The organism is Haloarcula marina, from assembly GCF_024218775.1.
Lineage (GTDB): Archaea > Halobacteriota > Halobacteria > Halobacteriales > Haloarculaceae > Haloarcula > Haloarcula marina.
In genome coordinates this window covers 1,218,875-1,232,515 of record NZ_CP100404.1, presented here as the reverse complement: position 1 = coordinate 1,232,515, position 13,641 = coordinate 1,218,875, and the positions used below count along the sequence as shown (strand labels likewise).

Genomic DNA, 13,641 nt, shown 5'->3' with positions numbered 1-13,641 from the left:
CAGCACGAAGCACGCTTGAATCGACGGTCGCTAGCTTCGAAACCCACAAACGCGCCCCCGTCGAACCCGGGGCCAATGGAACCAATCGAACGGTATCGCCCCATCGTCGACGACTTCGAGGCGTTCCGGGCGGCCTGCGACCGGCCGCTCCCGTCGGCGATTCGGGTCAACACCATCAAGGCCACCGTCGAGGAAGCCACCGAAGCGCTCGACGAGGCCGGGGTCGCGTACGAACCGGTCGACTGGCACGACCTGCTGTTCGTCCTGCCCGAGGACTCGCCCGGGGCCAACTGGCCGTACTTCCACGGCTGGATACACGGCCAAGAGGAGGTGTCCGCCGTCCCGGCGACGGTGTTGGACCCGCAACCGGGCGAACGGGTGTGGGACGCCTGCGCCGCGCCGGGAACCAAGACCACGCAACTCGCGGCGCTGATGGACGACGAGGGCGAAGTCGTGGCGACGGACAACAACCTCGGGCGCATCTCGGCGCTTCGGACCAACAGCGAGCGACTCGGTGCGACCAGCGTCGCCGTCACCCACGAGGACGGCCGCAACCACTCGCTGAAGCCCTTCGGCGGCGAGACGTACGACCGGACGCTCGTCGACGTACCCTGTTCCTGCGAGGGGACGATTCGGAAGAACCGCGACGCCTTCGACGACTGGTCGCTCTCGCACGTCGAGGGCATCGCGGGCGTCCAGAAGGGAATCCTCACCCGTGCGGTGCAGGCGACCGACCCCGGCGGAACCGTCGTCTACTCGACGTGTACGTTCGCGCCCGAGGAGAACGAGGGCGTCTTGGACCACGTCCTCGGTGACGAAGCGTGCGAACTCGTCGACTACGACCTCGGGATGACCCACCGAGAGGGGATCACCGAGTGGGAGGACGAGGAGTTCGACCCGAGCGTCGCGAAGGCCAAACGCATCTATCCCCACCACAACGACACGGGCGGGTTCTTCTGTGCGAAGTTGGAGGTGACGGGATGAGCAACGACAGCACGCAGTTCACGCGACTGCCGGAGACGGCCGCCGAACGCGAGGACGAGGGTCGGGCGACCCGCGAGGAAGTGCTCGACTTCTGGAGCGACCGCTTCGGCGTGCCGCCGGAGACGTTCGAGAATCACACCTTCTGGGAGCGCGGCGCTGGCAAGATATGGGTCTACCGGGGCGACCCGCCCTCGCCCGTCGACGTGGAGGGACTGGGGATGACGTTCCTCAGGACCCGGCAGGAACACTGGAAGCCGACGCTGGAGGCCGTCCAGCGGTTCGGCGAACACGCGAGTACGAACGTCATGCACCTCTCCGAGGGGGAGGCGGCGGCGTTCGTCTCCGGGTACGACCAAGAACTCGACTGGGACGGCGACTGGGGCTACCTCGTCGTGACCCACGACCTCGCGGGTCGGACCGAACCCATCGGTGTCGGTCTGTACGTCTACGGCGAACTGCGCTCGCAAGTGCCGAAAGGTCGGCGGCGGGACCTCGACACGTAGCCCTTCGGGCCGCGTTAGGCCTGCTGGTGGACCGGGAACGCCACCTCCACGGTGGTCTTGTACTCCGTGATGCGTCCGTCCTCGACGTTGGCCGTCCAGTCTTCGACCTCGACGCCGTGGATGTCTTCGATTGTCTCGCTGGCCTGCGCGACGGCCTCGTGCGCCGCGTCTTCCCACGATTCTGTCGACGTACCGAGTACCTTGACTATCTTGACTGCCGTCATAGCGACCGAACGGGGGACCGGCGACAGAATAACTATGCGTCGGCTATCGGCGCCCGCGGGCAGTAAGGCCGCGTTAGCACCGACGGGGGGCGGCGAACGATTCCCGGTGTTCCGGCCGCGGCGCTCGGCGCCCCGCCGCCGTCTGTCGGTCGTAGCACCCGACTACTCTCGCGTAACGAAGTCGTTATCCGGGGTAATAGAACCGGTTACCAAGGCCCAGAGTCCGGTCAGTATTCCTACGAATGGCGCGGCGACCACCGGGAGCGCGTTCCGAGCGACACCGTCGACGGGTCCGAGAGGTGCGTTCGACTACGACCTGTCTCTCTCGTCGGCAGGTCCTGCGAGCGGCCTCTCTCGGCGTCGTCGGCGTCGCCGGGTGTGCCTCGCGCGGGCAGACGGACAGCGGAACGGCCTCCGAGGCGACCACGACCGAACCCGCCGAAGCCACCGTGACGCTACTCTCGGCGGCCGAAATCGAGCGCGACGACCCGCCCGTGACGTTCGGCGTGTCGGTGACCGACGAAACGCTCAGGTCCGAGAGTCCGGCGACACTCACCCTGTCGCTCCGAAACACGTCCGCCGAGACCACGGTTCCGCTCCGGGGCGGGCCAATCTTCCCGTTCGGCGTGCTGCTCGCCGAATCGGTTTCTTCTGACGGCCGATTTCTGCTCTGGAACGAGCGTTACGCGGAGACGAGCGCCGTCAGAATCGAGAACGGGACCGTCAGCGTCGCTGCGAGAGGACGCCTCGGCGAGTTGAAACCCGGCGAGCAGGTGAGCGCGCGGTACGCGGTTCGCCGACAGGAACAGCGCGGTCACACCGGTCGATTTCGGGTCGTCGACCACTCAGGCGTCATACCGACGTACGCGGGTCTGACGCCCGAAATCGAACTCTCGATTGCGGACCGCGAGGCATGACACATGACACTCAAGACCAGACAGCGACGGATTCGCGGCCGACGGTTCGAGCGGCGAGCGAGCGACGACGTGGGAGGGCCGTGATGGGAGAGTTGCTGTCTCGGCGTCGGGTGTCGACCCTCGCCGTCGTCGCGTTGGTCGCCGCGTTCGCCGTGGTCGCCGTGGCCCCGGCAGGTGCCTCACCGGGGCACGGGACCGCCGGACCGGCAGACGAGGCGGCAGACCCAGCGGCACAGTCGAACGCCAGCGACGCCGCGAACGCGTCGGACGTGCCGTCGGCCGCACCGCCCGAGGACGGGCGACTCAAGCCCGCCCCTGCGCCGCGACCGGCCGCCGACGGCGACGGCGTGACCGAACCCCAACCGGTCCTCAGCGACACCGAGGAGTCCATCGTCGTCCACGACTTCCGGGACGGGTCGGACCGACGCTACACCACCGGCGGACAGGTGTCCGCCGACGGCAACGAGTCGGCGGCGACGGCGGGGACGCGCTCGTCCGGCACAGACGGTGCGGCGCCGATTCAGAGCACGGCCCCTGACGGTGACCGGACCCGCGTGCCGGACACCACCGCGTGGCCCCACAGTCCCGTCGTGCAGGTGCGAATCGACAGCGACGGTGACGGCGTCGGCGAGTACGGCTGTTCCGGGACGCTCGTCGACGAGAACCACGTCATGACGGCCGCCCACTGCGCCTATCAGAGCGATTACGGCGGATGGGCCGACGCCCTCTCCGTGGTCCCCGCCGCCGACGGCGTCGAACCGGACGACCAACAGCCCTTCTACAGCGCCGACGTGGTCTACGGGCAGACGTACGACCGGTGGGTGGACAGCGAACCCGCGAACTGGGACATCGCCGTCTTGACGCTGGACCGCCCCGTCGGCGAGTGGACGGGGACGATGGGGTACTACACGACGCCAGCGGATAGCCCCGTGTACGACGAGTACGCCGAAACGTCGGGCTACCCGGTCGTGCCCCCGTCGGGACCCTACCCCTCGATGTGGACGGACTACGACGAGGGTGCCGGGACCGGGTCCTGCGCCTTCTGTTTCGACAACGACCCCCGCCACTACTACTGGCTGGTGACCACCGGCGGGCAGAGCGGGAGTCCCGTCTACAAGTACCTCGATACGAGCTATCCGGGCGTCGAGTCGCCGGGGTACTACGCGCTCTCGGTCGTCGCCTACCAGACCGCCGAGTCGGTCGCGAACTTCGGGACGCGGCTGACGAACAACAAGTACTCGGATATGCAGTCGATGCTGTCCGAGAGCGGTGCCACCTACACACCCGCCGACCGGCCCGAACTGGCCGAACACGGGACCAACAGCCTCGACCAATCGACCGCCGAACAGGGCACGTCGGTGAACGCCAGCGTCGACGTGACCAACGAGGGCACCGAGGCGACCGGGTGTTACGACGTGACCCTGTACGCCTCGGCCGACGACGCTATCGACCGAGGGGACCGGGAACTCGGGACCGAGACGCTGTGTTCGCACACGCCCTTTACCGTCCGGACGGCGTCGGTCGACGGGTCCGTCCCTGAATCGATGCCCGCCGGAACCTACACCGTCGGCGCGATTATCGACGACGGCGAGAGCGTCGACGAGTACGGCACCGAACCGGGCGAACTCTCGAACACCGCCCGTCTCGGGTCACTCACCGTCGAAGAGGGGGCCACCGTCGCGGAGGCCGTCGCGAGCGCGGGCGACGGCGACGATTCGACCGTCGAGGACGGCGAGATTCAGCAGGCCGTCTTCTGGTGGCAGACCGGAACCGAAGTGCCGGGGACCGGCGGCGAGACAATCAGCGACGCCCAGATACAGGACCTCGTCTTCCGCTGGCAGACCGGCGCGACGGTCGAGGGGTAGTCACTCCGTATCGGCGTCGGCATCGGAGTCGGACGCCGTCCGTCGAATCGTCCCGCCGCCGAGCCCCTCCCACGCCACCGAATACCCGAGTGCAGACAGCACCGAACTCTCGTCGTCGATGCCGTACCCGTCGAACAGTTCTCGGACCGCCGCCAGTTCGAGACCCGGTTCCAGTTCGTCGCGGAGTTCGTCGAGGACGCGCGGGCGGACGAGCGTTCGCCCCACGCGCTCGTGGTCCGGGAACGACTTGTCCGCGACGGCGTCGGCGGTGACGCCCAGTTCGGCGGCCAGCGACTCGAGCGTGAGAACGTCGTCGTCCGGCGTCAGCGCGTCCGGGATGTCGGCCGCGCTCTCGGCGACGAGTCGCTCCTCGTACGGTCGGAGCGCGTCGCGCACGTCCTTGACTCGGACCGTCCCCGAGTACGGGATGGCGCGGTGGTCACCCGCGGCCAGTTCCTCGCCGACACCCAGCGACTCGTCGACGGCGACGAGCATCTCCACGTCTTCGAGCGCCGCCAGTCTATCGAGTTTCTTCCGGACGTACTCGGGCGTCCAGAAGCCCATCACCTCGAAGAACACGCGAAACGGCGCGTCGGGGTCGATGGTGTCGTGAACCGTTTCGTCGCCACCGCCCGGCGACCACTCGAAGGCGAAGTCCGGGACGGCGACGTGTTCGCCCGCTTCGAGCGGTTCGGGTTCGCGCACGAGCGTCCAGTCGAGGTCCAGCGACGCGAACCGGGCGGCGAAGTCCGCCTCGACGCCGCTGTCGTAGGACACCTCCGTCACCGGGCCGACGCCCGGCACGGACACGTCGCCCGTCGAGAGATGGAGTTCGCGCTCGGTCCCCCGGTCGTCGATGGTCGCGGTCAGGTCCCACTCGCTGGCCGCCGCGACGGTCCGCAACAGGCGGGCGAAGCGGGTCCCGTACCGCCGCGTGTTCGAGAACAGCGCGTCCGGCCCGGTGACGACGACTTCACGACCCTCGGGGGTCTTGCGAATCTCGTACAGCAGGCGGAGTCGTTTCACCGCCGAGACGAGCGTCGTCGGGTCCGACGAACGGACCCTGACCTCGGTGGCGTCGAACAGCGCCGTCTGGGCCAGCGAGAGGTTGTACTGCTCGCGCAGTTCCGTCGGCGTCCAGCGGGCGTCGACGGCCGCGAGCACCTCTCTGTCGGCCAAATCGGCGTACAGCGAGTCGGCCACGGCGTCGGCGGAGACGCCGAGACGGGCCGCGGCGCGCTGGATTGCCTCGTCCCGTTCGGCGTCGGTGACGACCCCGACGGCTTCGGCGGCCTCGAAGACGCGCTTTCGCGCCCGCTCCGGTGGGACCCGCGCCCGCGTCTCGAACGCCGCGTCCCGGTCGACGAGTTTCGCGAACCCGCGGACGAGTTTGAAGTCGGCGGCCTCGCCTTCGAGGTCGGTGAGCGCCGCCTGCAAATCCGCCCGCGTCTCGCCGACGTGACCCTGGTACACGCCGAGGACGCGGGCCGCGAGTCGCTCGTGGGACTCCTCGGCGAACTGCGGGTGGTAGCCGCCGCCCGCGCGGGAGACGCGGAGGAGGTCCTTCGTCAGCACAGTCTGTGGTGGGCGAGCGGGCTACAAAAATCGCTCGCGGCTCACTCGTCGGGTTCGCGGGCGCGGCGACGCCACTCGCGCTCTTGCTGGCGCTCCGCGACGTGGCTGTGGCCGTCGGCGATGTCATCGCGTACCCGCCGTTCGAAGCCCGTGGCCTCGTTCAACAGCCCCGACTGGAACGTCTCCAAGAGGTCGTAGGTCCAGCGCTCGTCGACGGCCCCGCTGGGCAGTAGGTCGTCCCGGAGTTCGTCGGCGAACTCGTCGTGGCCGCAGGCCCGGAGGGTCCGCTCGGCGTCGTCTAAGTGGTCCATCGCGTGCCCCGTGGCGTGGTGAAACGACACCAGCATCCCGTTGGCGCGCTGGAGCCACTCCAACCCGAGTTCGACGGCGTGGAGCGCCTCCATCTCGACGTCGGTCACGTCCGGCGCGTCGTCTGAAGTCCGTGCCATACAGGATACTCTGGCGGCCAGAACCTAATCAGTTTGTCACGTCATCCGGGGCGCGGTCGCTCGCGACGGCGCTCGAACCGCCCGTCTCTCGCTCGTACCGCTCTTTCGCTCGACGAAAGTCACGTCGACGGCGACTCGCTCGTCGATGGCGTCGCTAATCGCCCGCCCCAACTGTTCGACCAGTCCCGGATACGCCTCGTCGGCGGGGCGACTCACTTCGACGGTGACCGCTCGGTCGAGTCGATAGACCGAGACGCCGCCGAAGCGGGTGCGGACCGAGAGCAACCGCAGGGACTCGTAGGCCCCGTCGTCGAGAACGTCGGCGACGGCGTCGTTGACCGCCGTCTCGACCTGCATCTGCCGCGCGGTGACGGTGCTCGCCCCGGCGAACGCGACGAGCAACAGGGCGACGGCCGCCACCGTGGGCGCGTGGTCCCGGAGCGTTCCGACCGTGGGCCACCCCTCCGGCCACTCGGGCGGGCGAAACCCCAGCCCCCAGAGCACCAGAAAGCCGGTGAGGTTGATGGCGGCGGCGTTCACCAACAGGAGGATGCCCGCACCCAGCGCGACGGCGGGGAGTTCCCACGCGATGCCGACGCCGACGGCGGCGGCGGCGGGGATGAGCGCCGCCGCTATCATCACGCCGACGAGCGAGACGGGCAGCGCCGTCGCGAGGCCGACCGCCCCCGCCGCACCCGCGCAGACGCCGACGGCCATCGAGAGGAACCCGGGCGAGATGCGCTGTGAAATCTGCTGGACCGTCGCCACGCGCAGGGCCTCGGGGACGAACCCCGCGTAGCGGACGAGGAGGCCGAACGCCGTCGCGCCGAGAACGGCGACGGTCAGCCCGAGCGCTTGGTCTCGGAAGCCCTCGACGACGAGTTCGCGGTCGCTGAGCGCCGTCCCGACGCTGGCGGTGAGCGCCGACCCGACCTGCGGCGCGATGACCATCGACCCGACGACGATAGCCGGCGAGTCCAGCAGAAGACCCGCTGTCGCGACGACGGCGCTCAGGACCGTCATTCCGTAGTAGGTGACGACGCCGGGGTTCATGCCGACGGCGCGACCCCGCAGTTCGTCGTGGGAGATTCGGTCTTCGTAGCGCTCTGCGGCGTCTGACTGGTCCGGCCACGCTGTCTCGGCGCGGGCGACGACGGCGTAGTGGTCGGCGTCCACGCCCGCATCTTCGATGTCGTCGAACACCTCGTCGACGGCCTCCGGCGGGAGCGGGAACTGCACCAGCGACGCCGCCCCGTCACCTCGCTGTTCGTCCGTCAGGACGTAGCGTATCGACCGGTCGTCGAGAACTGTCTGCACCGCTTCCAGTTCCTCGTCGTCGGCGACACGCAACTGAATCAGTCGCACCGCTGTCCCCCCGGCGAGACGGTCGAGACGCGGTGAGACGGCGGGTGCATCTGTCCCATCCACCAGCGGTGTGCCGTTATGTATGCACTGCTTACGTGGACGGTAGGATGCCTACCCGGAAGGCCCGCCAGCGGTCACCGCCGCCGCCGGGCCACGCGCTCCTCGGCCGTCTCCTCGGTGACTAGTTCGTACAGCAGTGCCCGCGACCCGTCGGCCTTCGGGCGGAGGATGCGGCCGAGTCGCTGCGTGAACTCCCGTTCGGACCCGCTGCCCGAGAGGACGACGGCGACGTTGGCGTCGGGCACGTCCACGCCCTCGTCCAAGACGTTCGCCGTCACGACCCGCGAGTACGTCCCGTCGCGGAACCGCGCCAGAATCTCGCGGCGTTCGGCCGCGCCCGTCTCGTGCGTGATGGCCGGTATCAGGAACCGCTCGGAGAGGCGGTAGACGAGGTCGGTGTAGGCCGTGAAGACGATGACGCGGTCCCCGCGGTGTCTGTCGAGGATGGCGGCGAGTTCGTCGACTTTCCCCTGTGCGTTCATCATCACCTCGCGAGCGCGTTGTTTGGCGAGCAACGCCTCGCGGGCCGCCGGGTCCGTCCCCGAGCGCTTGACGAGTTCCTGATAGTCGCTCCCCGACCGCATCTGGATGTTCGACCGCGCGAGGTAGTCCGTGAACGTCCCCTGTAACGCCTCGTAGCGCTCGCGTTCGTCTGCGGTGAGCGCGACTTCGAGGCGCTTGATGTCGTAGTCCGCGAGGTGGTCGCCCGCCAACTCGTCGACGGCGACGGACTGGACGAGGGGGCCGACGAGGGCTTCGATGACCTCGTGTGCGCCGTCGGGACGCTCGAACGTGGCCGTGAGGCCGAGTCGAGCGGGCGCGGCCAGCAAGCGAGCGATGTCGCGGTAGCCCTCCCCGCCGAGGTGGTGGACCTCGTCGAAGACGACGAGGCCGAAGCGGTCGCCGAGTTCGTCGGCCCGGAGATACGCCGAGTCGTACGTGGCGACGGTCACCGACTCGACGCGCTGTTCGCCGCCGCCGAGTCTACCGATTGGCCGGTCGAACTCCCGTTCGAGTTCGCGTTGCCACTGCTCGAGGAGGTCGATGGTGGGAACGACCACCAGCGTCGGCGTCCCGAGCGCCACCATCGCCGCGATGCCGATGACCGTCTTGCCGCTCCCGGTCGGCAGTTCCAGACACCCGCGGTCCCCTGCGTCCCGCCACGCGTCCAGCGCCGACTGCTGGTACGCCCGGAGGTCGTAGGTCGTCGAGAGGGCGAGCGACGACGTGTCGAGGACGCGGTCCTCGTACTCGATGCCGCGCTCGTCGAGGGTTCTCCGGATGGCGGCGTACCGGTACGCCGGGGCGCGGGCGCTCTTCGAGCGGTCGTCGGACTCGACCCCCGGCAGGTCCGCGGGCGGGTCGCCAGCGACCCTGATGGTCCCCGACTCGAACGTCAGCGTCAGCACGGCGAACGGTTCGTGAGGGCCGCGGATAACGATTTCGCGCTCACCGATACCCGGCGACGACGGCGTTGACGAGCGCACCGACGAGGACGACGGCGCTTCCGAAGAAGAGCCACGTCACGAAGAGGAGGATAGCGCCCAACAAGCCCGACAGCGACGTGCCGCCGACGAGGAGGTAGAGGTCGAACGCGATGCGGAGCAGTTCCCATCCGCCCGCGGCCAGCACCGTCCCGGGAAGGACATCGCGTAGCGACAGTTGCACGTCGGGGAGTATGTAGTACAGTGGGCCGAGCAGCAGCGCGACGACGAGCACCCGGACCGCGACGACGGGAAACCCGACGGCCGTCGTCTCGAACGCCGCCGCGAGGAGGCGCGCGCTCACGACGACGGCGATAGCGCCGCCGACGCCGAGCATCGCCACCAATCCGTCCGCCACGCGACTGCCCACGTGGGCCTCGGTCCCGTAGATGTCTGCGATAGCGCTGTCGAGGGCGCGAAAGAATCGGAGGACACCCCAGATGAGGACGACCACGCTCCCGACCGAGGCCTGCCAGCGACCCGCGGCCCCGGTGACCGCGTCGCGGACGAGTTGGGTCCCCGATGGCGAGAGTATCTGGCCGACGGCGTCGATGAGTCTCGCGGCGACAGCGTCGCCCCAGATGACCGTCACCACGACCGTCGAGAGGACGACCAGCGGAACCAGCGACACCAGCGCGTAGTACGCGAGCGCCGCCGCGTTCGTCCCGAGGTCCACCTCCCGCGCCGCGGCGACGACCCGCCGGGCCACCGTCAGAAGCGAGTCCGGTCGGTCGAGGGCGCCCATACGGAGCGGACGCCCGGACCGCCGTTAGCTATGCCCGACATACCACGCCTCGTCCGCCCGAACGGAGGCGTTACCGTCCGGTACCACCTCGGTAACAAACCGGCAGACCCCTCGACAGTCCCCTATGACTCAGTCGTTCGCGTTCGTGCCGTTGCAGTTCACCGGCGACTTCCTCTGGCTCGCGCTGGTGTTTCTGGTGCTGGCCGTCGTCGCCGGTCTCGTCGGTTTCCGCGGCGTCGCTGGCGTGAGCATGCAACTCGCGCGGATACTCGTCCTCCTGTTTCTCGTCGTCATGGTGGTCAGCCTCCTGCTGTAGTCCGCGGGTCCCCCGTCGGCCTGCTGCCGATGCGACCCCCTGACGGTGGCGTCGTCTCAGACAGTCGAGGACGTTTCTGAATCCTTTTACCCGTGTGACGACTCCGATAGGGTATGACCGAGCAGGACGCAAGCGCAGCGGACGCGGCCGCCGACGCCGAGGACGTTGACCTCGAAGACGCCCCCGATGACGTCGACGCCGACGCCATCGACCTCGACGATGTGACGGGGGCCGAGGACGCGCCCGACGACGAGTTGGTCGAGCGAGTCGCCGAGTCCGACCCCGAGGACATCGCCCGGGAACTCGCGGCCCTGCGGACCCGTACCGATGCGCTGGAGAGCGAGGTGGCGGACCTCAAAGCCGAGGCCGACGAACTCGAAGACAAACTCAAGCGCAAGCAAGCGGAGTTCCAGAACTACAAGAAGCGGATGGACAAGCGCCGCGAAGAGGAGAAACAGCGCGCCACCGAGGACCTCGTCACCCGCGTTCTCGACGTTCGGGACAACCTGGAACGCGCGCTGGACCAAGACGAGGACGCCGAGATTCGCAGCGGCGTCGAGTCGACGCTCCGGCAACTCGACGACGTGCTGGCCGCCGAGAACGTCGAGGTCATCGACCCCGACCCGGGTGAGGACGTGGACCCGACCCAGCATCAGGTGTTGGCGAACGTCGAGAGCGACGAGGACCCCGGCGCTATCGCCGACGTGCACCGACCTGGCTACGAGATGGCCGAGAAGGTGCTGCGCGAGGCGCAAGTTACCGTTAGTGAGGAGTAGCGAGGGGCGCGCGGAGCGCGGCCCTCGAACCGGCGCGGTGACCGACGGGAACCGCGGAGCAGTAGCGAGATGCTGACCGGGAGGGGTCTCGTACCGGAACGGCGAGAATCCCGATTTTGAACGGTCGGATTGCGGTACTTGATATACCCTCCGGTCGACGGCGTATTGGGCGTCGAAAACCGACGGCAGGCGGCTACTCCTCACCGTTCGTAAGTCAGACCATCTAGCAACTTTTAACCGGCCGAGTCCGCTATCAGCGGGTAAGATGGCGAGCAACAAGATTCTGGGTATCGACCTCGGGACCACGAACTCCGCGTTCGCGGTCATGGAAGGTGGCGACCCCGAAATCATCGTCAACGCCGAAGGCGAGCGGACGACCCCCTCTGTCGTCGCGTTCGACGACGGGGAGCGCCTCGTCGGCAAGCCAGCGAAGAACCAAGCGGTCAAGAACCCCGACGAGACCGTCCAGTCCATCAAGCGACACATGGGCGAGGACGACTACTCGGTGGAACTCGACGGGGAGGAGTACACGCCCGAGCAAGTCTCGGCGATGATTCTCCAGAAGATAAAGCGCGACGCCGAGGAGTACCTCGGCGACGAGATAGAGAAGGCCGTCATCACCGTCCCGGCGTACTTCAACGACCGCCAGCGGCAGGCGACGAAGGACGCTGGGGAAATCGCCGGGTTCGAGGTCGAGCGCATCGTCAACGAACCGACGGCGGCCGCGATGGCCTACGGTCTGGACGACGAGTCCGACCAGACCGTCCTCGTCTACGACCTCGGGGGCGGCACGTTCGACGTCTCCATCCTCGACCTCGGGGGCGGCGTCTACGAAGTCGTCGCGACCAACGGGGACAACGACCTCGGGGGCGACGACTGGGACCACGCCATCATCGACTATCTGGCCGACGAGTTCGAGTCCGAACACGGCATCGACCTGCGCGACGACCGGCAGGCCCTCCAGCGCCTGACCGAGGCCGCCGAGGAAGCGAAGGTCGAACTCTCCTCGCGCAAGGAGACGCGAATCAACCTCCCGTTCATCGCGACGACGGACGACGGGCCGCTGGACCTCGAACAGAAACTCACGCGCGCGACGTTCGAATCTCTGACCGAGGACCTCATCGACCGCACCGTCGGACCGACGGAGCAGGCCCTCGCGGACGCGGGCTACGACGAGGGAGACATCGACGAGGTCATCCTCGTCGGCGGGTCGACCCGGATGCCGCAGGTCCAGGAGAAAGTCGAGGAGATGACCGGGCAAGCGCCGAAGAAGAACGTCAACCCCGACGAGGCCGTCGCGCTGGGCGCGGCGATTCAGGGCGGCGTCCTCTCCGGCGACGTGGACGACATCGTCCTGCTGGACGTGACGCCGCTCTCGCTGGGCGTCGAAGTCAAGGGCGGCCTGTTCGAGCGCCTCATCGAGAAGAACACGACGATTCCGACCGAGGAGTCGAAGATTTTCACCACGGCCCAAGACAACCAGACGCAGGTCCAGATTCGCGTCTTCCAGGGCGAGCGTGAAATCGCCGAGGAGAACGAACTGCTCGGCGCGTTCGCGCTGTCGGGCATCCCGCCCGCACCGGCCGGAACGCCGCAGATCGAGGTCTCGTTCAACATCGACGAGAACGGCATCGTCAACGTCGAAGCCGAGGACAAAGGCTCCGGCAACAAGGAGGACATCACCATCGAAGGCGGCGCTGGCCTCTCCGACGAGCAGATAGAGGAGATGCAGAACGAGGCCGAACAGCACGCCGAGGAAGACGAGGAGCGCCGCAAGCGCATCGAGGCCCGTAACGAGGCCGAGGCGGCCGTCCGCCGCGCCGAGACGCTCATCGAGGAGAACGAGGAGAACGTCGACGAAGACGTCATCGAGGACATCGAGGCCAAAATCGAGGACGTCGAGGAAGTGCTGGACGACGAAGACGCCGACACCGAGGACTACGAGGAAGTCACCGAGACGCTCTCGGAGTCCCTGCAGGAAATCGGCAAGCAGATGTACCAAGAGCAGGCCCAGCAGGCCGCTGGCGGTGCCGGTGGCGCGGGCGCTGGCGCGGCAGGTGCCGGTCCCGGCGGCATGGGCGGCGCTGGCCCCGGTGGGGCCGCTGGCGGTGCGGCCGGTCAGGGCGAGGAGTACGTCGACGCCGACTTCGAAGACGTTCAGGAAGACGACGACGACGAGTAACACGGGTCGTCTTCGCCCGCTCAGAAGCCCGGCGTAGTGGCCTCGTCCGGTGTCCTCGCGAGCGGAGCGGTGTTTTTTGCGACAACGAATCGACGACGAGAGCGTGAGCCGCTCCGGTGTAGAGTCTTCAGCGCCCGAGTAAGCACTGGCTGGCGAGGCCGTACGGAGTGTCGGTTTAATGCAGTGTCGGTGGTAC

13 protein-coding genes are annotated in these 13,641 nt (G+C 68.1%); 7 read left to right on the top strand and 6 right to left on the bottom strand.

Annotated features, from left to right (window positions below):
• The first annotated feature begins 75 nt into the window (after window positions 1–75).
• Both NJQ44_RS06425 and NJQ44_RS06420 read left to right on the top strand, forming a co-directional pair.
• Window positions 76–984 (top strand): RsmB/NOP family class I SAM-dependent RNA methyltransferase, encoded by a 909-nt coding sequence (locus NJQ44_RS06425; RefSeq protein ID WP_254273855.1) that lies wholly within the window; start codon window positions 76–78, stop codon window positions 982–984.
• Window positions 981–1,487: a DUF7122 family protein gene (locus NJQ44_RS06420; protein WP_254273854.1), complete on the top strand. Its 507-nt coding sequence runs from the start codon at window positions 981–983 to the stop codon at window positions 1,485–1,487. Before NJQ44_RS06425 ends, NJQ44_RS06420 begins: the two co-directional genes overlap by 4 nt.
• Window positions 1,488–1,501: 14 nt before the next feature.
• Here the strand turns inward: NJQ44_RS06420 and NJQ44_RS06415 are convergent, their stop codons facing one another.
• A complete protein-coding gene (locus NJQ44_RS06415) occupies window positions 1,502–1,711 on the bottom strand; it encodes a dodecin family protein (RefSeq protein WP_254273853.1) in 210 nt (69 codons plus the stop codon).
• A gap of 299 nt (window positions 1,712–2,010) precedes the next feature.
• On the opposite strand from NJQ44_RS06415, the gene NJQ44_RS06410 reads away from it, so the two are divergent.
• Both NJQ44_RS06410 and NJQ44_RS06405 read left to right on the top strand, forming a co-directional pair.
• Complete coding sequence (locus NJQ44_RS06410) at window positions 2,011–2,628, top strand: DUF8130 domain-containing protein (protein WP_254273852.1); 618 nt, start codon at window positions 2,011–2,013, stop codon at window positions 2,626–2,628.
• Window positions 2,625–4,493 carry a trypsin-like serine peptidase gene (locus tag NJQ44_RS06405; RefSeq protein ID WP_254273851.1) on the top strand — a complete coding sequence of 623 codons (1,869 nt, stop codon included), beginning with the start codon at window positions 2,625–2,627 and terminating at the stop codon, window positions 4,491–4,493. Before NJQ44_RS06410 ends, NJQ44_RS06405 begins: the two co-directional genes overlap by 4 nt.
• Here NJQ44_RS06405 and NJQ44_RS06400 read toward each other — a convergent pair whose 3' ends face one another.
• The 5 genes from NJQ44_RS06400 to NJQ44_RS06380 all read right to left on the bottom strand — a co-directional run bounded on the left by NJQ44_RS06400 (window position 4,494) and on the right by NJQ44_RS06380 (window position 10,171).
• Window positions 4,494–6,068 carry a DUF790 family protein gene (locus NJQ44_RS06400; RefSeq protein WP_254273850.1) on the bottom strand — a complete coding sequence of 525 codons (1,575 nt, stop codon included), beginning with the start codon at window positions 6,066–6,068 and terminating at the stop codon, window positions 4,494–4,496. It lies immediately after the preceding gene.
• A gap of 41 nt (window positions 6,069–6,109) precedes the next feature.
• Window positions 6,110–6,517, bottom strand: coding sequence for a hypothetical protein (locus tag NJQ44_RS06395; protein WP_254273849.1), 408 nt, complete (start codon window positions 6,515–6,517; stop codon window positions 6,110–6,112).
• A 36-nt stretch (window positions 6,518–6,553) separates the two neighbouring features.
• Window positions 6,554–7,945 (bottom strand): TIGR00341 family protein, encoded by a 1,392-nt coding sequence (locus NJQ44_RS06390; RefSeq protein WP_254273848.1) that lies wholly within the window; start codon window positions 7,943–7,945, stop codon window positions 6,554–6,556.
• 71 nt (window positions 7,946–8,016) lie between these two features.
• Window positions 8,017–9,351 (bottom strand): DEAD/DEAH box helicase family protein, encoded by a 1,335-nt coding sequence (locus NJQ44_RS06385; protein WP_254274319.1) that lies wholly within the window; start codon window positions 9,349–9,351, stop codon window positions 8,017–8,019.
• A gap of 40 nt (window positions 9,352–9,391) precedes the next feature.
• On the bottom strand, window positions 9,392–10,171 hold the full coding sequence (locus tag NJQ44_RS06380) for a YihY/virulence factor BrkB family protein (protein WP_254273847.1): 780 nt from the start codon (window positions 10,169–10,171) through the stop codon (window positions 9,392–9,394).
• A 124-nt stretch (window positions 10,172–10,295) separates the two neighbouring features.
• Here NJQ44_RS06380 and NJQ44_RS06375 point away from each other — a divergent pair, with 124 nt between their 5' ends.
• The 3 genes from NJQ44_RS06375 to dnaK all read left to right on the top strand — a co-directional run bounded on the left by NJQ44_RS06375 (window position 10,296) and on the right by dnaK (window position 13,445).
• Window positions 10,296–10,487, top strand: a complete 192-nt coding sequence (locus NJQ44_RS06375; protein WP_254273846.1) for a DUF1328 family protein — start codon at window positions 10,296–10,298, stop codon at window positions 10,485–10,487.
• A gap of 113 nt (window positions 10,488–10,600) precedes the next feature.
• Window positions 10,601–11,263, top strand: a complete 663-nt coding sequence (locus tag NJQ44_RS06370) for a nucleotide exchange factor GrpE (RefSeq protein WP_254273845.1) — start codon at window positions 10,601–10,603, stop codon at window positions 11,261–11,263.
• A 265-nt stretch (window positions 11,264–11,528) separates the two neighbouring features.
• Entirely contained in the window at window positions 11,529–13,445 is a 1,917-nt protein-coding gene (gene dnaK / locus NJQ44_RS06365) for a molecular chaperone DnaK (protein ID WP_254273844.1), read from the top strand.
• Window positions 13,446–13,641: the final 196 nt, after the last annotated feature.